16 protein-coding genes are annotated in these 20,773 nt (G+C 64.0%); 9 read left to right on the forward strand and 7 right to left on the reverse strand.

The features are described from left to right. Window positions 1-407: 407 nt before the first annotated feature. From clpS to AC3FLX_RS03210, 4 genes are all read left to right on the forward strand, one after another. Complete coding sequence (gene clpS, locus AC3FLX_RS03195; RefSeq protein ID WP_049815983.1) at window positions 408-734, forward strand: ATP-dependent Clp protease adapter ClpS; 327 nt, start codon at window positions 408-410, stop codon at window positions 732-734. Next, window positions 731-3,028: an ATP-dependent Clp protease ATP-binding subunit ClpA gene (clpA, locus tag AC3FLX_RS03200; RefSeq protein WP_488693821.1), complete on the forward strand. Its 2,298-nt coding sequence runs from the start codon at window positions 731-733 to the stop codon at window positions 3,026-3,028. The genes clpS and clpA overlap by 4 nt, the downstream gene beginning before the upstream one ends. 205 nt (window positions 3,029-3,233) lie before the next feature. Next, window positions 3,234-4,250 carry a Bug family tripartite tricarboxylate transporter substrate binding protein gene (locus tag AC3FLX_RS03205; RefSeq protein WP_488693822.1) on the forward strand — a complete coding sequence of 339 codons (1,017 nt, stop codon included), beginning with the start codon at window positions 3,234-3,236 and terminating at the stop codon, window positions 4,248-4,250. A gap of 3 nt (window positions 4,251-4,253) precedes the next feature. Further along, the gene (locus tag AC3FLX_RS03210; protein WP_488693824.1) at window positions 4,254-5,099 is read left to right on the forward strand and encodes a VOC family protein; all 846 of its coding nucleotides are present in this window, start codon (window positions 4,254-4,256) and stop codon (window positions 5,097-5,099) included. Between the two features lie 61 nt (window positions 5,100-5,160). On the opposite strand, the gene dut is transcribed toward AC3FLX_RS03210, so the two are convergent. The 6 genes from dut to AC3FLX_RS03240 all read right to left on the reverse strand — a co-directional run bounded on the left by dut (window position 5,161) and on the right by AC3FLX_RS03240 (window position 12,628). Then, a complete protein-coding gene (gene dut, locus AC3FLX_RS03215; RefSeq protein ID WP_488693825.1) occupies window positions 5,161-5,655 on the reverse strand; it encodes a dUTP diphosphatase in 495 nt (164 codons plus the stop codon). An 88-nt stretch (window positions 5,656-5,743) separates the two neighbouring features. After that, a complete protein-coding gene (locus AC3FLX_RS03220; RefSeq protein ID WP_488693827.1) occupies window positions 5,744-6,763 on the reverse strand; it encodes an LLM class flavin-dependent oxidoreductase in 1,020 nt (339 codons plus the stop codon). A 20-nt stretch (window positions 6,764-6,783) separates the two neighbouring features. Then, window positions 6,784-7,983 carry a bifunctional phosphopantothenoylcysteine decarboxylase/phosphopantothenate--cysteine ligase CoaBC gene (gene coaBC, locus AC3FLX_RS03225; protein ID WP_488693829.1) on the reverse strand — a complete coding sequence of 400 codons (1,200 nt, stop codon included), beginning with the start codon at window positions 7,981-7,983 and terminating at the stop codon, window positions 6,784-6,786. Window positions 7,984-8,101: 118 nt separating this feature from the next. Further along, window positions 8,102-8,638, reverse strand: coding sequence for a signal peptidase II (gene lspA / locus AC3FLX_RS03230; RefSeq protein ID WP_488693831.1), 537 nt, complete (start codon window positions 8,636-8,638; stop codon window positions 8,102-8,104). Then, window positions 8,638-11,517: an isoleucine--tRNA ligase gene (gene ileS, locus AC3FLX_RS03235; protein ID WP_488693833.1), complete on the reverse strand. Its 2,880-nt coding sequence runs from the start codon at window positions 11,515-11,517 to the stop codon at window positions 8,638-8,640. Before ileS ends, lspA begins: the two co-directional genes overlap by 1 nt. Before the next feature lie 121 nt (window positions 11,518-11,638). Further along, on the reverse strand, window positions 11,639-12,628 hold the full coding sequence (locus tag AC3FLX_RS03240) for a bifunctional riboflavin kinase/FAD synthetase (RefSeq protein ID WP_488693835.1): 990 nt from the start codon (window positions 12,626-12,628) through the stop codon (window positions 11,639-11,641). 285 nt (window positions 12,629-12,913) lie between these two features. Between AC3FLX_RS03240 and AC3FLX_RS03245 the strand changes: the two genes are divergently transcribed. Beyond that, complete coding sequence (locus tag AC3FLX_RS03245) at window positions 12,914-14,704, forward strand: ATP-binding response regulator (protein WP_488693836.1); 1,791 nt, start codon at window positions 12,914-12,916, stop codon at window positions 14,702-14,704. A gap of 102 nt (window positions 14,705-14,806) precedes the next feature. Here AC3FLX_RS03245 and AC3FLX_RS03250 read toward each other — a convergent pair whose 3' ends face one another. Beyond that, window positions 14,807-15,466 carry a response regulator gene (locus tag AC3FLX_RS03250; protein ID WP_029051234.1) on the reverse strand — a complete coding sequence of 220 codons (660 nt, stop codon included), beginning with the start codon at window positions 15,464-15,466 and terminating at the stop codon, window positions 14,807-14,809. A 237-nt stretch (window positions 15,467-15,703) separates the two neighbouring features. Between AC3FLX_RS03250 and purN the strand changes: the two genes are divergently transcribed. The 4 genes from purN (at window position 15,704) to AC3FLX_RS03270 (ending at window position 20,646) form a co-directional block, all read left to right on the forward strand. Next, complete coding sequence (gene purN, locus AC3FLX_RS03255) at window positions 15,704-16,363, forward strand: phosphoribosylglycinamide formyltransferase (protein ID WP_488693838.1); 660 nt, start codon at window positions 15,704-15,706, stop codon at window positions 16,361-16,363. Further along, on the forward strand, window positions 16,360-17,754 hold the full coding sequence (locus tag AC3FLX_RS03260; protein WP_488693840.1) for an RsmB/NOP family class I SAM-dependent RNA methyltransferase: 1,395 nt from the start codon (window positions 16,360-16,362) through the stop codon (window positions 17,752-17,754). The genes purN and AC3FLX_RS03260 overlap by 4 nt, the downstream gene beginning before the upstream one ends. Window positions 17,755-17,792: 38 nt before the next feature. Continuing rightward, window positions 17,793-19,148: a mechanosensitive ion channel family protein gene (locus tag AC3FLX_RS03265; protein WP_488693841.1), complete on the forward strand. Its 1,356-nt coding sequence runs from the start codon at window positions 17,793-17,795 to the stop codon at window positions 19,146-19,148. 307 nt (window positions 19,149-19,455) lie between these two features. Further along, window positions 19,456-20,646 (forward strand): DesA family fatty acid desaturase, encoded by a 1,191-nt coding sequence (locus AC3FLX_RS03270; protein WP_488693843.1) that lies wholly within the window; start codon window positions 19,456-19,458, stop codon window positions 20,644-20,646. The last annotated feature ends 127 nt before the right edge of the window (window positions 20,647-20,773 follow it).

The following is a 20,773-nucleotide window of genomic DNA, read 5'->3' on the forward strand; positions in this document are numbered from 1 at the left end:
TGCAAATGGCTGGCTACGCCGGTCGTGGGCCTCCCTGCTCACGGAAACACCCGGTCTGGACTTTATGCTTGGCTCGCTGACCAGGCCCGGGATGCGCAAACGATTTTTCTGGCAAACCTACATACTGTCAAGCTGGCAGATTCCCCACTCGGCGTGGGGTGTGGCGGGATTGAAACGGCCAGGAATGGTACCTTTACCGCAGTGGTGCAGCGTTTTTCGAAACGCATGCCCAGCCTCCGCGGCGGCGCCCCAAGTCAGGGTCGATCGGCGCGGGGCATGCACCGCAAACGTGCGCGGGGCGCCCTTTGTGCGGTGGCCCACGCTAGGAAATTTCCGAACGGCTGCCCTTGAATACCAGGCCAGTTCCCCAAATTGCAGACTTGTGAGTAAGGGTTAGAATAAAAGCCATGGCGACACGGCTGGCGAACACCCCCCAACGCGAAGCAGGCACAGTCATCGAGCGGAAAGAGCAGCAGCTCAAGCCGCCAGCGATGTACAAGGTGCTCCTGCTCAATGACGACTACACTCCGATGGAGTTTGTCGTGATGATCCTGCAGCAGTATTTCAGCAGGGACCGGGAAACGGCGACGCAGATCATGCTCACCGTCCACCGGGAAGGTAAAGGCGTTTGTGGTATCTACACGCGGGATATTGCGGCGACCAAGGTCGAGCTTGTATCAACCCATGCGCGGCAGGCGGGCCACCCACTGCAGTGCGTGATGGAGGAAGCATGATTGCGCAAGAATTGGAAGTAAGTCTGCACATGGCCTTTGTCGAGGCTCGCCAGGCGCGCCACGAGTTCATTACCGTGGAACACCTGTTGCAGGCGTTGCTCGACAACCCCACTGCAGCTGAAGTGCTGCGCGCGTGCGCGGCCAATATCGAGGACTTGCGCACGAGTCTGAAGAACTTCATCGCCGATAACACGCCTGTCGTGCCCGGCACCGATGAAGTGGACACTCAGCCTACGCTGGGCTTCCAGCGGGTGATCCAGCGCGCCATCATGCACGTGCAGTCGACGTCGAATGGCAAGAAGGAGGTCACCGGTGCCAACGTGCTCGTGGCCATCTTCGGCGAGAAGGATTCCCACGCGGTGTACTACCTGCAACAGCAGGGTGTGACCCGTCTGGACGTGGTCAACTTCATCAGCCACGGCATCCGCAAGGATCAGGCCGAGCCGGCCAAGCACGGCGAAGGCAATCCGGAGGGCGAGGGCGGCGATGGCAAGGAAAGTCCGCTCGAGCAATACACCCAGAACCTGAACGCACTGGCCAAGGCTGGCAAGATCGATCCGCTGATCGGTCGTGACAGCGAGGTTGAGCGCGTGGTGCAGGTGCTGTGCCGTCGGCGCAAGAACAACCCGCTGCTGGTTGGCGAGGCCGGCGTGGGCAAGACCGCCATTGCGGAGGGCCTGGCATGGCGCATCACCAAGAATGAAGTGCCCGATATCCTGGAAAAGGCCACGGTGTACTCGCTCGATATGGGCGCGTTGCTGGCCGGCACCAAGTATCGCGGGGACTTCGAGCAGCGCCTGAAGGGCGTGCTGAAGTCGCTCAAGGACAATCCGCACGCGATTCTGTTCATCGACGAAATCCACACGCTGATCGGCGCAGGCGCCGCTTCGGGCGGCACGCTGGACGCCAGCAACCTGCTCAAGCCGGCATTGTCGTCGGGCCAGCTCAAGTGCGTGGGTGCCACCACGTTCACCGAATATCGCGGCATCTTCGAGAAGGATGCGGCGTTGTCGCGCCGGTTCCAGAAGATCGACGTGGTCGAACCGTCGGTGGACCAGACCGTGCAGATCCTGCGCGGCCTGAAGTCGCGCTTCGAAGAACACCACGGCGTGAAGTACGCGGCCTCGGCGCTGACGGCCGCGGCGGAGCTGTCCGCGCGCTTCATCACCGATCGTCATCTGCCGGACAAGGCCATCGACGTGATTGATGAGGCAGGCGCCGCCCAGCGCATCCTGCCGAAGTCGAAGCAGAAGAAGACCATCGGCAAGGGCGAGATCGAGGACATCGTCTCGCGCATCGCCCGCATCCCGCCGCAGAGCGTGAACCAGGATGACCGCAGCAAGCTGCAGACCCTGGAGCGCGATCTGAAGTCGGTCGTGTTCGGCCAGGACCCGGCCATCGAGGCGCTGGCATCGGCGATCAAGATGTCGCGTGCCGGGCTGGGCAAGACCGATAAGCCGATTGGCTCGTTCCTGTTCTCGGGTCCCACCGGCGTGGGTAAGACCGAAGTGGCCAAGCAGCTCGCGTTCATCATGGGCATCGAGCTGCTGCGCTTCGACATGTCCGAATACATGGAACGCCATGCGGTGAGCCGGCTGATCGGCGCGCCGCCGGGCTATGTCGGGTTCGACCAGGGCGGCCTGCTGACCGAGGCCGTCACCAAGAAGCCGCACTGCGTGCTGCTGCTCGACGAGATCGAGAAGGCACATCCGGATATTTTCAATATCCTGCTGCAGGTGATGGATCACGGCTCGCTGACCGATAACAACGGCCGTCGCGCTGACTTCCGCAATGTCATTATCATCATGACGACCAACGCGGGCGCCGAGACGATGAACCGTGCCACCATCGGCTTCACCACGGCGCGCGAGCAGGGCGACGAGATGGCCGACATCAAGCGGATGTTCACGCCCGAGTTCCGCAACCGGCTGGACGCGACCATCAGCTTCCGTTCGCTGGACGAAGAAATCATCCTGCGTGTGGTGGACAAGTTCCTGATGCAGCTGGAAGAGCAGTTGCACGAGAAGAAGGTCGAAGCCAGTTTCTCGGAGAAGCTGCGCAAGTATCTGGCGCACAAGGGTTTCGACCCGCTCATGGGTGCCCGTCCGATGCAACGCCTGATTCAGGACATGATCCGCAAGGCGCTGGCGGACGAACTGCTGTTCGGCAAGCTGGTGAGCGGTGGCAAGGTGGCGGTGGATCTGGATGGCGAAGATCAGATCAAGCTGACCTTCTCGGAAGCCGACCCGGAGCCGCCAGAGGCACCGGAAAGCGAACAGCGCGCCGAAGTCTGAGCGCACGTTTCTGCCGCACCGTCATGCAATGGCCGGGTCTGTCCCGGCCATTTTTTCGTCCTGAGTTGCCCGATTGTTCCAGTTTCCGGGCGATCAGCGACGGCAATCCCTGCAAGTTGCGCGATCATCGGGCAAAATACGCGGCGGCGGCAAGCCGCCTTTTACAGATTCCGCGGCCGTGTGGCCGCCTAGCCCCGAGTCCCTGATGTCCTCTCCCGACCGCATGCGGCTACGCCGCTTGCTGCTCAAGTCTCTGCCGATGAGCGCCGCCATGCCTGTGGCGTCACTCGCCGGTCTCGCCCAGGTTGCACATGCAGCGGAGCCTGCCTCGACCGGCCGGCCGATCTCGATGGTGCTGCCGTTCCCGCCTGGTGGCAGCGTGGATATCGTGGCAAGGCAGTTGCAGCCGGGTTTGAAGACGAGCCTGGGTCAGACGGTGGTGGTCGACAACAAGCCAGGTGCCGGTGGTCTGATTGCCAGCAGTACCGTGGCGCGCGCCAAGCCGGATGGCAATACGCTGCTGATGGCGTTCGACACGCATGCCATCAACCCGTTTGCGTACAAGAACCTGCCGTACGACACGTTCAAGGACTTCACGCCGATCACGCAACTGGTTCGCTTTCCGCTCGTTATCGCGGCGAACCCGGCCCTATCCGCGTCGAACGTGCGCGAGTTGATCGATCTGGCCAAGTCGAATCCCAACGCTGTGCGCTATGCCTCGTCGGGTATCGGCAGCCTGAACCAGCTGGCCGCCGAGGCGCTGGCAACGGAGGCAGGCGTGCATTTCCTGCACGTGCCGTACAAGGGCGGTGGCCCGGCGGTGCAGGCCGTGCTGGCGGGCGAGGTGGATTTGTTCTTCAGCAGCTACGCAGCGGTGCAGGCACATATCGCGGCCAAGACGATCAAGGTGCTGGGCGTTACTGGCACCAGCCGCATCAAGCAGCTACCGCAGGTGCCGACTGTGGCCGAGCAAGGCTACAAGGGCTTCGAGGCGTATTCGTGGATTGGTGTTTTCGGTCCGGCCCATATGCAGTCGGAAACGGTTTCGCGCCTGCATGACGCACTCGCTGCGTCGATCAGGCAGCCGAAGGTCGTGGAAGCGCTGACCGCGCAGGGTTTCGAGATTGCCATCGGATCGCCGGCCGACCTGGGCAACCTGGTCCGCCACGAACACGACAAATGGCAGGCCGTGGCCCGCAAAGCCAATATCCAGTTCGACTGATCGATGCAAACGCTGCCTGAACCATTCGACCATGCCGTCATTGTCTGCGGCGACCTCGATGCCGCAGCCGCGCGCTGGCGCGAACTGGGTTTCACGCTGACGCCGCGCGGTTATCACACGCTGGGATCGCAGAATCACTGCATCATGCTGGCGCGCGACTACCTGGAGCTGCTGCACGTCACGGCGCCAAGCCCGAGCCGCCAGTACTACTGGGATGCCCAGCAGCGCGGTGGTGGTTGCGCGGCCATGTCGTGCAAGAGCAGCGATGCATTTGCCACGGCCGACCGGCTGCGTGCGGCGGGATTCCAGCCGTCGGATCCGATCGAGTTCTCGCGCCCGGTGCGGCTTGACGATGGCAGCGAGCATCCGGCCACGTTCCGCGTCACCGCGCTGGACAATGCGCCTGGCGCCCGCTACTTCGTTTGCGAACACCGGACGCCCGAACTGTTGTGGCGGCCGGAATGGCAGACGCATGCCAACGGCGCACAGGCGATTGCCGCGACGTATCTGGTGGTGGAGGCCGGTCAGGTAGCCGAGACGGCCGATGCCTATGCCGTGATGACTGGCGCCCCGATGGCCCGGACAGCGGGCGAGGTGGCGATGCTCGACATCGACGGTGCGTCATTCGTGATCACGGCGCCCCAGGCGCTGGCCGAAGCGGCCGAGGTGCCGGGGTTGCCGCAAGGCAAGACGGGTTACGCGGCGATCCGGCTTGCGACAAACGATCTGGAGCGCGCCCGCGCTCACTGGCGGGCCAATGGGGTGCAGGCTACCGACCTCTCGCCGGCGGTTTCGCTGATCCCGGCCGCGCAGGCCAACGGCGTGGCGCTGATCTTCGAACAGCGCTGAGCTCGGCCTGCATTCCCCTCTCCCATTGCATGGCAGAGGGGGGAAACCAACAAGCCGGCTGTTACGCCTTTGCGTGAGCCACGCCGGTCGATCCAAAACCGCCCGCGCCACGGGCGGAGTCTTCCGAAAATTCTTCCACCGTGGTGAACACCGGGCGCAGCACCGGCACGAACATCATCTGGGCGATGCGCTCGCCCGGCTGAATCACAATCGGCTCGCTGCCGGGCGCGTTGCGATTCCACACGCTGACCATGATCTGCCCCTGGTAATCGGCATCGATCACGCCGATCGAATTGCCCAGCACCAGACCCTTCTTGTGGCCCAGGCCCGAGCGCGGCACGATCGTCGCGCACATGAACGGGTTGGCCATGTGCACCGCGATGCCGGCTGGCACCAGTTGCGCGGGCGTGCCGGGAGCGATCGTCACCGGGCCGTCGACGCAGGCGTGCAGATCGATGGCGGCAGCCATGTCGCTTTGGTAAGCGGGCAGGCCCCAGTCATTCAGACGGGCGTCGAGCACCTTGATTTCGACGGTCGGGTTCGCGGCTACGGTCATGGATTCGTTTTCCTGCGCCAGGGCGCAACTAAGGCGTTAATCGGACAAAGGCGGCATGATACCGCGCCGCTCCGGCCGATCCGGCACTTCAGGTTTGCAGGTCGAAGGCTTCGGCCAGCAGTTCGTAGGTGCGCGTGCGCGCGTGGTACGACGCGGTGACGCTCAGCACGACCAGCTCGTCGGCGGCAAAGCGATCCTTCAGCGCCAGCATGCGCTCGGCCACCTGTTCCGGCGTGCCGCAGATCGTGCGCGGGCGTTCGCGCTCGATGATCAGGCGATCGCGCTCCGTAGGCGTGAAGTCGGCCGCCTGCGCCAGCGACGGGATTGGCGCGTTGACGCCATAGGCCATCTGCAACCGGCGGATATCGACCGCGCGTTCCAGAGCCAGTGCCTCGGCTTCGGTATCGGCGCAGATCACGAACACGGCTGCCGCGCTATATGGCGTGTCCTCATAGCCCGGCTCGAAGTCATCGCGATACTGCTGTGCCACGAGTTCGCCGCTATGGGCGTTGATGAAATGCGCGAAGGCGAAACGCAGGCCGAGCCGCGCGGCCAGCGCGCCGCCGAAATCGCTGGAGCCGAGCACCCAGATCTCCGGCCGGGTGTCGATGGCCGGTTGCAGCAGCACGCCCTCGGCCAGATGGTCGGGGGGCACCTCGCCGCGCAGCAGGAACGACAGGTCCTGCACCTGCTGCGGAAACTGGTCGCCACGGTTGTACTGACCCATCGCCACGGCCTGGGCCGTGCGCATGTCTCCGCCAGGAGCGCGCCCGACCCCCAGGTCGATACGGTTCGGGAACAGGCCCTCGAGCATGCGGAACTGCTCGGCCACCTTGAACGGACTGTAGTAGGGCAGCATCACGCCGCCCGACCCCAGGCGAATTCGCTTGGTCACACTGCCCAGCCGCGCCAGCATGACTTCCGGCGCGGGGTTGCAGACGCCGTGCAGGCCGTGATGCTCGGCGCACCAGTAGCGCGTATAGCCAAGTTCGTCGGCCATCTGGGCCAGGTCGACCGTGGCGGCCAAGGCGTCGCGCGCGGTATGGCCGTGGATGACCGGGCTCTGATCCAGCACCGACAGGCGCAGCTTGGGACGGGTATCACTCATGGACATTGGGTACGGCGGTGTTACACGGACTTGCGCGGCAGGCGCTGGCCAATCGCCGCGACCAGCTCGCGCGCCAGCGACAGCTTGTCGGCGCGTGGCAGGCGCGTCATGCCTTTGGCATCGAACAGCACGATCTCGTTGTCATCGAGGCCGAACGTATGGTGGCCGATATTTCCCACCAGCAACGGCACGCCTTTGCGCTGGCGCTTCTGTTCGCCGTACTGTTCGAGGTTTTCGCTCTCGGCCGCGAAGCCGACGCAGTAGGGCGCATCGGCACGCGCGGCCACGGCGGCCAGGATGTCGGGGTTCTGCACGAACTCCAGCGTCGGAGTGTCGGTATCGTTAGCCTTCTTGAGTTTCTGCCGGGCCACCTCGGCGGGGCGCCAGTCGGCTACCGCCGCGACGGCGATGAACACATCGACGTCGCGCAGCTGCGCCATCACGGCGTCATGCATCTGCTGAGCGCTGCGGATATCGGTGCGCGCCACGCCGCGCGGGGTCGGCAAGGCCGTGGGGCCGGCTACCAGCAGCACATCGGCACCGGCTTCGCGCGCGGCACGCGCGATCGAAAACCCCATCTTGCCCGACGACAGGTTTGTGATGCCGCGTACCGGGTCAATGGCCTCGAAGGTCGGGCCGGCGGTAATGAGCACGCGCTTGCCCTGCAGTGGCTTGGGCTGGAAGAACGCGATCAGATCCTCGACCAGTTCCTCCGGCTCCAGCATCCGGCCATCGCCGATCTCGCCGCAGGCTTGATCGCCCGTGCCGGGGCCGAGGATCGTCACGCCATCGGCGCGTAGCTGCGCGGCATTTCGTTGCGTCGGGGCGGCGGCCCACATCTGCCGATTCATCGCGGGTGCCACCAGCAGCGGACATTCGCGCGCGATGCACAGCGTGGTCAGCAGGTCGTCGCAGAGTCCGTTGGCCAGCTTGGCCAGGAAGTCGGTGGAAGCAGGGGCGATCAGGATGGCATCGGCCTCGCGCGAGAGGTCGATATGGGCCATGTTGTTGCCGATGCGCGCATCCCATTGCGACAGGAAAACCGGGCGCCCGGACAGGGCCTGCATCGTGACCGGTGTAATGAAGTGCGTTGCCGCCTCGGTCATGGCCACCTGCACGGTGGCGCCGGCCTTGGTCAGCAGCCGAACCAGCTCGGCGGACTTGTAGCAGGCGATGCCGCCAGTCAGGCCGAGAACGATGTGCTTGCCGCGCAAATCCATGAGGATGCTCTTCGGAGATCAGAGATCAGAGTTCCGCATCATACCGCCGGTGACGGGGATACGCTGGAAGCGCCGCGCCCCACTCCCACTTGCGGGAGCCGGGCGTGGAAGCATGGCGTCAATGCCGGCGTACCCGCCTCAGTTCGTCCACGATCAGCAGGATCGCCCCCAGCGTGATCGCGCAGTCGGCCACGTTGAAGGCCGGGAAATGCGTGTTACGCCAGTGGAAATCCAGGAAGTCGATCACATGGCCGTGGATGACGCGGTCCACCACGTTGCCCACGGCGCCGCCCAGGATCAGCGAGACGGCCAGGCAGAACATCTTCTGGCCCGTGTGGCGGTACAGCAGCCAGACGATGAAGCCACCGACCACCACGCCCAGCAGCGTGAAGAACCAGCGCTGCCAGCCGCCGGCATCAGCCAGGAAGCTGAATGCCGCGCCCTTGTTGTAGACCAGCACCAGGTTGAAAAAGCTGGTGACCGGGCGCGACTCCGCGTACTGGAACGAGCGCGTGATCACGACCTTGAAGAACTGGTCGATCATCACCACCAGCAGCGCAAACGCCATCCACAGCCAGGGGGTGACGTTGGCGCTGGGCTTGCTCTTGCCGCGCGTGGAGGGTGAACGCGAGGAACGGGTCGAGGACGATGCCATCAGGCGTGGCTCCTGTGCTCACCGGCGCCGAACAGGTTGCTGTCGCAGCGGCCGCAAATGGTGGGATGCTCGGGGTTGTGGCCAACGTCGGCGCGGTAGTGCCAGCAGCGTTCGCACTTGGCGTGCTGCGACGGCGTCACCGTCACCAGCAGGTCGCCGCCCTCGGGGGCCGCCGTCACCTTGGCCGCCGACGTCAGCAGCACGAAGCGCAGGTCATCGGCCAGGCTCTGCAGCGCGGCCAGCACCGGGCCGCCGGCCGCGATCGTGACTTCGGCCTGCAACGACGAACCGATGTCGCCTTCCACGCGGACCGCTTCCAGCTGGCGCGTCACTTCGGCGCGCACGGCGCGAATTTCGTGCCACTTTTGCAGCAGGTCGTCGGCGTCGTCCACCGACGGCACCTCGTAGTACGTGCTCGTGAAGATGGTGTCGGTGTGCTCGGTGCCGTGAGCGAAAATCTGCCACGCTTCCTCGGCCGTGAACGACAGGAACGGCGCCATCCAGTGCAGCATCGCCTGCGTGATGTGGTACAGCGCGTTCTGCGCGGCGCGACGGGCCTTCGAATCGGCAGCGGTCGTGTACAGGCGATCCTTCAGTACATCGAGGTAGAAGCCGCCCAGGTCTTCGGAGCAGAACGTCTGCAGCTTGGCCACCACCGGGTGGAACTCGTACGCCTGGTAGTGCGACAGCACTTCCTTCTGCAGGCGATCGGTCAGCGCGACGGCGTAACGGTCGATCTCCAGCCATTCCGACGCCGGCATCGCATGCTTGGCGTGGTCGTAGTCCGTCAGGTTGGCCAGCAGGAAGCGCAGCGTATTGCGGATGCGGCGGTAGCCTTCCACCACGCGCTTGAGGATTTCCTCGGAAATCGACAGCTCGCCCGAGTAGTCGGTCGAGGCCACCCACAGGCGGATGATTTCCGCGCCCATCTTGTTCGAGATGTCCTGCGGCGCCACCGTGTTGCCGACAGACTTGGACATCTTGCGGCCTTCGCCATCGACCGTGAAGCCATGCGTCAGCAGCGCCTTGTAGGGCGGCTTGCCATACAGCATCGAAGCGGTCAGCAGCGACGAGTGGAACCAGCCACGGTGCTGGTCCGAGCCTTCCAGGTACAGATCGGCCAGGCGGCCTTCGGGCGTGTCGGCGGACGGATCGTAGAGTTCGGCGCGATGCGAGCCGCGGATCACGGTCCAGTGCGTCGTGCCCGAGTCGAACCACACGTCGAGCGTGTCGCGGTTCTTCTCATAGAGCGCGGCCTCGTCGCCGAGCAGTTCCTTCGGATCAAGCGACTGCCATGCTTCGATACCGTGCTGCTCCACGCGCTTGGCCACTTCCTCCAGCAGTTCCGGCGTGCGCGGGTGCAGTGCGCCGGTTTCCTTGTGCAGGAAGAACGCCATCGGCACGCCCCATTGGCGCTGGCGCGACAGCGTCCAGTCCGGGCGGTTGGCGATCATGTTGTGCAGGCGCTGCTTGCCCCACGACGGGTAGAACTCGGTGGCTTCGATGCCGGCCAGCGCGGTTTCGCGCAGCGTCGGACCGTTGTCGGCCGGGTCCACATCCATGCCCGCGAACCACTGCGACGTGGCGCGGTAGATGATCGGCGTCTTGTGACGCCAGCAGTGCATGTAGCTGTGCTCGTACTTGTGCGAGTTGAACAGGTTGCCCGACTCGCGCAGCACTTCAACGATCTTCGGATTGGCATCCCAGATCGACAGGCCGCCGAACAGCGGCAGCGTGCTGGCGTAGACGCCATCGCCCATCACCGGGCTGATGATTTCCGAATCCGGCATGCCATGCGCCTTGCACGACTGGAAATCTTCCACGCCATAGGCAGGCGCCGAGTGGACGATGCCGGTACCGGTGTCGGTGGTCACATAGTCGCCCAGGTACACGGGCGACGTGCGGGCATAGCCGGCATCCATCTTGGACAGCGGATGGTGGAAGCGCACCTCGGTCAGCGCATCGCCGCGCGCGGTGGCGACGATCTTGCCTTCCAGCGCGTAGGTCTTGAGCTGTTCCTCGACGCGGTCCTTGGCCAGGATCAGGAAGCCGCGCGGCGTTTCGACGAGCGCGTATTCCACTTCCGGGTGCATGTTCAGCGCCTGGTTCGACGGGATCGTCCAGGGTGTGGTGGTCCAGATCACGATCCAGCCCGGCTTGCCTTCCAGCTGCGCCAGCGGCACGTGGAACGCATGAGCGATCTTGTCGGTCTCGGCGAACGGGAAGCCGACATCGATCGACAAGTCGACCTTGTCCTTGTACTCGACTTCCGCTTCAGCCAGTGCCGAACCGCAGTCGAAGCACCAGTTCACGGGCTTCAGGCCGCGGAACACGTAGCCCTTTTCCATGATCTTGCCCAGCGCGCGCAGCTCGTCGGCTTCGTTGCTGAAGTTCATGGTCAGGTACGGATTGTCCCAGTCGCCCAGCACGCCCAGGCGCTCGAAATCCTTCTTCTGGCGGGCGATCTGCTCGGTGGCATAGGCGCGCGCCTTCGACTGGACTTCCTGCACCGGAAGGCCCTTGCCAAACTGCTTTTCGATCTGGATTTCGATCGGCATGCCGTGGCAGTCCCAGCCCGGCACGTACACGGCGTCCAGGCCGGTCAGTCCGCGCGCCTTGATGATCATGTCCTTCAGGACCTTGTTCACCGCGTGGCCGATGTGGATGTCGCCGTTGGCGTACGGCGGGCCGTCATGCAGCACGAACTTCTTGGCGTCACGGCGCGCGGCGCGGATCTTCTTGTAGAGCTGCTTGTCCTGCCATTGCTTGACCCACAGCGGCTCGCGCTTCGGCAGGTCGCCGCGCATCGGGAACGGGGTATCCAGCAGATTGACCGGATACTTGCTTTTTTCGGGCTTGGCGCGTTTGTCGTCGGACATGGTTGATTCTCGGGGCAATTCGTTGGGCGCGGACCGGTGGATGACCGCCGCGCGCGTGTCATTTGGGGGTGAGGCAGGGCGGGACCCGGCGGCGCGTCCGCATGCGGCGCGCTGCCGGCCGCTAGCTAATTCGGTCCGTGGCGGAGGTGGCGAAGTCGCGGCGGCCGCCCGTGGCATCGGGCGCTGCCAGGCCGAAGAACGCGCGGGCGTCCTCGGCATCCTTGGCAATGGCCGCCGTCAGCGCATCGAGCGAGTGAAAGCGCTCTTCGTCGCGCAGCTTCTTCATGAATTCCACGCGCACCAGCTTTCCGTACAGGTTCTGGTTGACATCGAACAGATGCACTTCCAGCAGCACGCGGCCGGCGTCTTCCACGGTGGGTCGCACGCCGATGCTGGCCACGCCTGGCAGCGGGTGGTCGGCAATGCCATGTACCTGCACCACGAAGATGCCGTTCACGGCCGGGCGCTTGTGCGTGATCCTGAGGTTCAGCGTCGGGAAGCCGAGGTTGCGGCCCAGCTTGCGGCCGTGGATCACGTGGCCGCTGATTGCATAGCCGTGGCCCAGCAGGCGGCGCGCGTGCTCGAGGTCGCCTTCGGCCAGGGCCTGGCGTACCGCCGAGCTTGAAATCCGGATGCCGCCTTCCGAGACCGAACCCATCTGCTCGACGTCAAAGCCGAACTTGCCGCCGGCCTCCTGCAGATAGGAAAAGTCGCCCGCGCGCTTGGCGCCGAAGCGGAAGTCGTCGCCCACCAGCACCCAGCGCGCGTGCAGGCCGTGCCAGAGCACGTTCTCAACGAACTGCTGCGGAGACTGGGCTGCAAAATGGGCGTTGAAGTGTTCCACCACCACGCGGTCCACGCCGTTGCGGCGCAAGGCGTCGAGCTTGTCGCGCAGCAGGGCGATGCGGGTTGGCGCGTGCTCGGGTGCGAAGAATTCACGCGGATGCGGCTCGAACGTCATGACGCACAGCGGCAGGCCGCGTGCGTCGGCCGCGGCACGGGCGCGCGCGAGCAGCGACTGGTGGCCGCGATGCACACCGTCGAAATTGCCGATGGTGAGCGCGCAGGGCGCCCGGCTTTCGGCGTTGGGCAGGCCGCGGAAGACTTTCACGAGGACGGCGGACGAGCTTTTCAGGGAAAGCGAGCATTATAAGGCGAATGGCCTGGCATGCCGCCTGAATCCCCGTTTTGCGGGCACCGGCACCGTGCCTTTGTATGCAAGGTGCCCACAAATGGCGAAATTGTGCGCTTTCGTGCCGTCCTTCGATGGCGCGGCGCCGCAAAAGGCGGCATGATATGCGCGATTCAGAACAAGAACCGCGCGATTCCTGCAACAGTCGCCGCCGTGCCGGGTCTGCTGCAGCGGAATGTCGTCGCCTTACATGCCAGGCCACACTTGAACGCGCTGCTTAACAAGATACTGCCGCCACCAGGGCCGCAGCTCGATACCGAGACGCGGGCCAAGCTGCTGGCCACGGTCCATCGGGTATCGCCCACGGCGATCATCTCGTCCGTGGCGCTGCCCGCGCTCACTGCCTGGGCCTTCTGGAGCGAAGCCAACCATATTGCGCTGCTGATCTGGTGCGCCATCATGCTGCTGCTGACGGCCGGCGGCAGCTGGTTCTACCTCGGCTACCAGCGCGACAGCGGCAAGATGAGCCGTTCCGCCCATACGCGCAAGTGGTGGAACAACATGCGCGCGATTGCCTTCCTGACGGGCCTGACCTGGGGAAGCTCCGCCGTGCTGCATCTGTATACGGGGTCGGTGGTGTTTTCGAGCGTGCTGTACCTGCTGACGCTTGGCGTGCTTGCCGGTGGTGCCACGTCGCAGTCCCCGATTCCCTCGAACCTGGTGTTCGCCGGCGTGCCGATCCTGGTGCCCAACATCCTGCTGGCCGACTTTGCATTTCCTGGCCACGGCGGTTTCGTGCAGATCCTGCTTGTGATCTATGCGCTGATGCTGGCGCGCCATTCGCTGAACCTGCAGCACACGCTGGTGCGTGCCATCCAGCTCGAATCTGAAAGCCGCCGCCTGGCCAAGCAGTTCCAGGAGGAAAAGGAACGGGCGCTCCACGCCAGCGAGGAGAAATCGCGCTTCCTGGCAGCGGCCAGCCACGATCTGCGTCAGCCGGTGCATGCGCTGGTGATGCTGGTCGAGGCGTTGCGCGCGCGCAACCAGTCGAGCGCACTGCATCCGCTGGTAGAACAGGTGGCGGCCGGCACGCAGACCATCGATTTGCTGTTCCGCTCGCTGCTGGACCTCTCCAAGCTCGAAGGCCGCAAGGTTCTGCCGACGCTGGAGCCGTGCGAGCTGCACGCGCTGATCCATGACGTCATGAGCCAGTTCGCCGCCGATGCCAGGGAAAGCGGGCTGACGCTGACGCCGCGCGTGCCCGACGAACTCTATGCAATGGCCGAACCTGTGCTGCTTCGGCGCGCGCTGTTCAACCTTGTGCAGAACGCGCTGCGCTACACCAAGCGTGGGGGCATTCTGGTCACCGCACGCCAACGCCGCAAGCATGTGCGGGTGGAAGTCTGGGACACCGGCGCGGGTATCACACCCGAGCACTTGCCCGAGATCTTCTCGCCGTACTACCAGGTACACAATCCGCAGCGCGATCCTTCACAGGGTCTGGGGCTGGGTCTGGCGATCTTCAAGGAATGCGTGCGCCTGATGCGGGGCACCTACGGTGTTCGCTCCGTGCCGGGCAAGGGTTCGGTATTCTGGTTCGCGCTGGCGCCGGTGCCTGCCGAAACGGTGGATAACGTGCGGGCGATGCGTGCCAATGCGCAGGCCGAGGAAGCGCGGCAGGACCGCCTGCGCGGCACTGTGCTCGTGGTGGACGACGACAGCCAGATCCGCAAGGCATGGATTGCGCTGATGGAGGCGTGGGGCATTCGGGTAGCCTGCGCCGCGCACGGGCAGGAGGCCGACGCTCTGTTCGCCAAGGGCCTGAAGCCGGACATCATCTTCTGCGATTTGCGCCTGCCCGGTAACGAAAATGGGCTGGATCTGCTGGAGCGCTGGCAGACCACGCAGCCGCAGGCTCGCAGCGCGTTGCTGACCGGCGATCTGAAATCGGCGGCACTGCTGGCCGCCGAGGACGCCGGCTATTTTGTGCTGCCCAAGCCCGTGGACCCAGCCAATCTGCGCATGCTGCTGCGCCGCTGGCTGCAGGCGGGCTGAGAGGTCAGCGTTATCGCCATTCGGTCAAACGCGCAGTTCGCCGATAAAAAAACGCCGCCCTGACGAGGCGGCGTTTTTCATGACTGCTGGTATGGCGCGGTCTTACTGGCGCAGGCGGAACCGTTCCATGCGCGACATGACCTGCATCCGTGTACGAACACCGAGCCGCTGCAGAATCGCGGAGACGTGTTCCTTCACCGTGTTCTCGGTCAATCCCAGCTTGCGCGCGATGACCTTGTTGGGCAGGCCTTCCAGCACCAGCGCCAGGACAGAACCCTGCCGCGGCGTCAGGCCGAGTTCCGCCGGCGTTACCGGAATGCCGTGCGCGGGACCGAACGACTGCGAGCGTCCGGACAGTGCCTCGTCCGACGGAAAGCTCGTGTCGCCCGCCAGCACCTTGCGTACGGCGGCCGTGAATGCATTGGCATCGAGATGCTTGCCGACGAAACCGCATGCGGACAGCGCACGCGCACGCCCCACGATTTCGGGCGTGGCTTCGGCGGACATGAAAATAAAGCGTGCGCCCGGAATCACGGTCTTGAATGCCTGCATGGCATCAAAGCCAGTACCGTCATTCAGCCAGATATCAAGCAGCACGATATCGGGACGAAGTCCCTGGTTTAGCGAGTGGAGAGCTTCCTTGGCACTTCCGGCAGCATGGACAGCAACGTCGGGCATCACCTCCGCCAGAAAAGCGGTGGTGCCGGAAAGAGCCATAGGATGATCATCGACCACCAACAAAGTCGGTGCAGCGTTCGACATGCGTATTCCCGTCTAATTTCCCGTTTCGTCCTTGTTGTCACCGTTTTCCGAGAAAGCGGCGCGTGGACGTAGGACCCACTCTAACAGAGCGGGGTGCGCGTCACAATCCGTCGCACTGGGGTATTTCTTCTTGCGGCTCGGGTGGAAAGCGTTGTGGGAGGCGCGTTTCGCGGTAATTAAGTACCTATTGAGCACGGATTGCAAGCGTTTGGACCACAGCTTGGTAGAATCGCGGCGATGAAAAATATTGTCATATTGATTTCCGGGCGCGGCTCCAATATGGAAGCCATCGTCCGGGCCTGCGCGGCCGAGCATTGGCCGGCGCGCGTGGCTGCGGTGCTGTCGAATCGGCCCGATGCCACGGGCCTGCAGTTTGCTGCCGATCACGGCATTGCCACCGGTGTGGTGGACCACAAGCAGTTTTCCGATCGTGCCAGTTTCGACGCGGCGATGCGCGATGCCATCGACGCGTACCAGCCCGACCTCGTCGTGCTGGCCGGCTTCATGCGCATCCTGACCGACGAATTTGTCGAGCATTACGCGGGCCGGATGCTGAATATCCATCCGTCGCTGCTGCCCAGCTTTCCCGGCATGCACACGCACCGCCAGGCGCTGGAAGCGGGCGTCAAGCTGCATGGCGCGACGGTTCATTTCGTCACGCCCGAACTCGATCATGGCCCGATTGTGCTGCAGACTGCGCTCGATGTTCTGCCTGGCGACACACCGGAGTCGCTGGCCGATCGTTTGCTCGATAGCGAACATGTCATTTACCCGCGCGCTGTGCGCTGGTTTGTAGAAGACCGTCTGCATGTGCAAGACGGCGTCGTTCAAGTTCAACCGGCCGAACCCCAATGGTTCATGGCCATCTCGCCCCAAGCGGCAGGAAAACAGCCATGAGTCGTCAAGAAACTTCAACCTCCCGCGATAACCGTCAACGCTCGCGGGGCAGCAAGGGCAAAGCCAGTCCGATTCGCAAGTCGCAAGCCGGGCAAGCGAACCACGCGCCGCGTACACCGGGCAGCCTGCAGGCATTCCATCTGCAGCATATCGACCGCCTGCTCGGCAAGGTGCTGCTGTTCGCGCGACCTTCCGATGCGGTGGTGAGCCACTACTTCCGTGAAAATAGCAAACTTGGTCATCGTGACCGCGGAATCATTGCTGAAGCAGTTTTCGCAGTGTTGCGCCGGCGCGTCGAATTTGGTCAATTTGCCGAGAGCGGCACCGGTTCCGCAACGCGCCGCCTGGGTTTGCTGGGTCTGGCGGCGACGCTGGGCCGCGACACGCTGACGCCGTTCCTCTATCCCGACGAAGCGGAGTGGCTGGACCGCCTGACGACGATCGAGCGCTCGAGCCTGGCCCCGCGCGTACGTGCCAATTTGCCCGAGTGGCTTTATGACGAGCTCGTCGCCCATCATGGCGATGCCTTCACGGCGGCGATGGGCGATGCGTGGCTGCGCCCCGCGCCGCTGGATCTGCGCGTCAATACCGCCAAGCTGTCGCGCGAAGAGGCCCTGGCCGAACTGCAGACCGCCGGCATCGCGGCTGAGGCGGCACCGATGGCGCCCGCGGGCATTCGCCTGAAGGGCAAGCCGGCGCTGAACCAGTTGCCGCTGTTCATCAACGGTGGCGTGGAAGTGCAGGACGAAGGCAGCCAGTTGCTGTGCCACCTGCTGGCGCCGCGCCGTGGCGAGATGGTGGTGGACTTCTGCGCCGGCGCGGGCGGCAAGACGCTGGCGTTGGGTGTGGCAATGCGATCCACCGGCCGCCTCTATGCGTTCGATGTATCGGAAAAACGCCTGGCTAACCTGAAGCCGCGCCTGGCGCGCAGTGGGTTGTCCAACGTCCATCCGGTGCTGATCGACTCGGAGCGCGATGCCAAGGTCAAGCGCCTGGCAGGCAAGATCGATCGAGTGCTGGTCGATGCGCCCTGCAGCGGACTGGGCACGCTGCGTCGCAATCCTGATCTGAAGTGGCGTCAGACGCCGGAGTCGGTGCTCGAGCTGACTGCCAAGCAGGGGGCAATCCTTGAGGCGGCGGCAAAGCTGGTCAAGGGTGGCGGTCGTGTCGTGTACGCCACTTGCAGCGTGCTGGAGGCCGAAAACGAAGCGATCGTCCGCGATTTCCTGGCCAAGAACGATAACTTCCGCCTCGTGCCTGTAGCCGAAGTGCTGGCCGAGCAGAAGATCGAGGTGCCTGATTTGCCGGCGGAAGGCGGCATGTTGGCGCTATATCCGCACGTCCATCAGACCGACGGGTTCTTTGCAGCCGTGCTGGAACGTACGCGTTAAATGCCAGACATGCGCGCATATCTGCAGAAGGCAGTGCGATGAACCCCGATACCCTCGTTGCTCTCACCCGGTCACATTCCGTGATGGGCAAGATGCTCGAAGACCTGATTCACGATGCTGGCGGGCAGGGGTTCTTCTGGCAGATCGGCATCCTGGCCGGCTGCCTGCTGGTGGCCTGGCCGCTGGCGCGCCTGGTGGTCAAGCGGTTGGAAGCGCGGCATGAGACGTCGAGTTTCGCGCTGCGCTTGGCCGCGGTCAGCCTGGAGCGGGCGATGTTCCCGCTGTTTGCCTGGCTGCTGGTGCTGGTGGCGCGCTTCGCGCTCGCGCCGTTTGCTTCGATCAGCGTGCTGCGGCTTGCATTGGTGCCGCTATTCGGCATTACGTCGCTTTACATCGCGTTTTATGTCCTGCGCCGCGTGATGTCCGCCAGCGGACAACTGCACGGCATGCTGGTGCTGGTCGAGAAGGTGTTGACCACGCTGGTATGGGTCGGCATGGCGTTGTACGTGGTCGGCCTGCTGCCCGACGTCATTCACTGGATGGAGTCGGTGCGGTTTCCGGTGGGCGGCAAGCATCCGATCAGCATCGCCGATGCGCTGATGGGCGTGGTGTGGATTCTGCTGACGGTGCTGGTGGCCATGTGGTTTGGGTCCTGGCTCGAAGAGCGCCTGATGCGGGCCCAGACGCTGGATGCCAACCTCAAGGTTGTACTGACACGCATTGCCAAGGCACTGCTGCTGCTGGTGTCGTTGTTGTTGAGCCTGTCGCTGGTCGGCATCGACCTGACGGTGCTGTCCGTGTTTGGCGGCGCGCTCGGCGTGGGTCTCGGCCTTGGTCTGCAGAAGATTGCGAGCAACTACATCTCTGGCTTCATCATCCTGCTGGACCGCTCCGTCAAGCTGGGAGACCAGATCACGGTGGACAAGTACACCGGCATCGTGTCGCAGATCCGCACCCGTTACACGGTGGTGCGCAACGGCGATGGCGAGACGCTGGTGCCGAACGAGCAGTTGGTGGCGCAGTCCGTCCAGAATCATTCGTTCTCGGGTACCAATGTCCGCGTGGCGGTGCGGGTGCAGGCCGACTACGGGACCGATCCAGAAACCGTGATCGCGTTGCTGCAGGATTGTGTGCGCGATATTCCACGTGTCCTGCCCGAGCCCGCGGCTGCGGCGTTTCTGGTGGCGTTCGCGGACAGCGGTATCGAGTACGAAGCCGCGGTCTACATCGCCGATCCTCAGAACGGAAAACTGGGCGTCCAGTCGGCGATGAACCGCGCAATCTGGCGTGTGTTCCAGGAACATGGGGTATCGATACCGTATCCGCAGCGAGAAATACGGCTGCTGAACCCGGCTTCGGGTGCACTACCAGGCACTGTCGCGGCGCAGGACTAGGTTGCTTGCAAGGCACCTGCGGAACGAAAGTCAACAGACTGTATCAAAGTCGGGGAAAAAGCGGATGTCCCACCCGCCGCGATCCGGTAGAATTACAGGTTGTCGCGGGTATACGGATGACCCGCAGTCCCACACCAGACAACCGCCAGATTGCAGCGGTTCGTGCCTCGGCCAGGCTCCCTCAGGGATACAGCCCGCGCCAGAAAGCTATCGCAATCGATAAATTTGCAGTCTTTTTTCTGCGCGACAGGTGCGCCGCACGGTGGTGCCGCGCTGCAAACACTCGTTTTACGACGGAGAACATAGTTTGTTCGACACTATTCTTGACTGGGCCGCCAACGGCCTTGCCAACTGGTCCTGGTGGGAGATCGTGATCTACACGCTCGTGGTGACGCACATCACGATCGCCGGCGTCACCATCTTCCTGCACCGCTGCATGGCGCACCGGTCGCTGGACCTGCACCCGATTGCCCAGCATTTCTTCCGCTTCTGGCTTTGGCTGACCACGGGCATGGTGACCAAGGAATGGACCGCCATTCACCGCAAGCACCACGCCAAGTGCGAGACCGAGGACGATCCTCACAGCCCGCAGACGCGCGGCATCCGCAAGGTGCTGCTGGAAGGGGCCGAGCTGTATCGCGCCGAGGCCAAGAACAAGGAAACCATCGCCAAGTTCGGTCACGGCACCCCCGATGACTGGGTCGAGCGCAATGTGTATTCGCGCTTTGGCTGGCAGGGCGTGGGCCTGATGCTGATCATCGACCTGGCGCTGTTCGGCCTGGTCGGCATGAGCGTGTGGGCGGTTCAGATGCTGTGGATTCCGATCCATGCCGCCGGCATCATCAACGGCCTGGGCCACTTCTGGGGCTACCGCAACTACGACTGCGAAGATGCGTCGACCAACGTGTCGCCGTGGGGCTTCATCATCGGTGGTGAGGAACTGCACAACAACCACCATACGTACCCGACGTCGGCCAAGTTCTCGATCAAGTGGTATGAGATCGACGTGGGCTGGTGGTACATCCGTGCCATGCAGTCGGTCGGCCTGGCCAAGGTCAAGAAGACCCCGCCCAAGGCGCGACTGGTTGAGGCACGTCCGGTGGACCACAACACGCTGGAAGCGATCATCGCCAACCGCTACGACGTGATGGCCCGCTATGCCAAGGCGCTGAAGAGTGCGTACAAGGCCGAGCTGCGCAAGCACAAGGAAGGCAACTCGCCCGAGTACCGGAGCTACAAGCCGGCACGCAAGTGGTTCCACCGTGAAGAAGTGAAGCTGGCCGCGCCGCAGCGCCAGCAACTGGCCAGCATCACCGAGCAGAACAAGATGCTGCACACGTACGTGGAAATGCGCCGCGAGCTGGCCGTGATCTGGGGCCGCTCGAATATGACGCGCGAGCAACTGCTGGCCCAGCTGCAGGCTTGGTGCCATCGCGCCGAAGCCAGCGGCATCCAGGCACTGCAGGAGTTTTCGCTGCGCCTGCGCCGGTACGCCTGATACAATCGCCGACGCGCCCGTCATGGCTACAAAGCCCCGCCCCAAGGCGGGGCTTTTCTTTTGGCTACACTCCCCCATGTTTCCGGCACAGATCGCGCGTCCGAGCGCGGCGGCCAACGGGTGCCCC

This window comes from Cupriavidus sp. 291-E7 (genome assembly GCF_057798835.1).

Excerpts from the sequence above, each read along its gene's own strand:
- coaBC (WP_488693829.1), bottom strand. The coding sequence starts at position 7,983 with ATGGATTTGCGCGGCAAGCACATCGTTCTCGGCCTGACTGGCGGCATC.
- AC3FLX_RS03220 (WP_488693827.1), bottom strand. The coding sequence starts at position 6,763 with ATGAGTGATACCCGTCCCAAGCTGCGCCTGTCGGTGCTGGATCAGAGC.
- clpS (WP_049815983.1), top strand. The coding sequence starts at position 408 with ATGGCGACACGGCTGGCGAACACCCCCCAACGCGAAGCAGGCACAGTC.
- AC3FLX_RS03250 (WP_029051234.1), bottom strand. The coding sequence starts at position 15,466 with ATGTCGAACGCTGCACCGACTTTGTTGGTGGTCGATGATCATCCTATG.
- dut (WP_488693825.1), bottom strand. The coding sequence starts at position 5,655 with ATGACCGTAGCCGCGAACCCGACCGTCGAAATCAAGGTGCTCGACGCC.
- AC3FLX_RS03210 (WP_488693824.1), top strand. The coding sequence starts at position 4,254 with ATGCAAACGCTGCCTGAACCATTCGACCATGCCGTCATTGTCTGCGGC.
- ileS (WP_488693833.1), bottom strand. The coding sequence starts at position 11,517 with ATGTCCGACGACAAACGCGCCAAGCCCGAAAAAAGCAAGTATCCGGTC.
- AC3FLX_RS03265 (WP_488693841.1), top strand. The coding sequence starts at position 17,793 with ATGAACCCCGATACCCTCGTTGCTCTCACCCGGTCACATTCCGTGATG.
- AC3FLX_RS03260 (WP_488693840.1), top strand. The coding sequence starts at position 16,360 with ATGAGTCGTCAAGAAACTTCAACCTCCCGCGATAACCGTCAACGCTCG.
- purN (WP_488693838.1), top strand. The coding sequence starts at position 15,704 with ATGAAAAATATTGTCATATTGATTTCCGGGCGCGGCTCCAATATGGAA.
- lspA (WP_488693831.1), bottom strand. The coding sequence starts at position 8,638 with ATGGCATCGTCCTCGACCCGTTCCTCGCGTTCACCCTCCACGCGCGGC.
- AC3FLX_RS03205 (WP_488693822.1), top strand. The coding sequence starts at position 3,234 with ATGTCCTCTCCCGACCGCATGCGGCTACGCCGCTTGCTGCTCAAGTCT.
- clpA (WP_488693821.1), top strand. The coding sequence starts at position 731 with ATGATTGCGCAAGAATTGGAAGTAAGTCTGCACATGGCCTTTGTCGAG.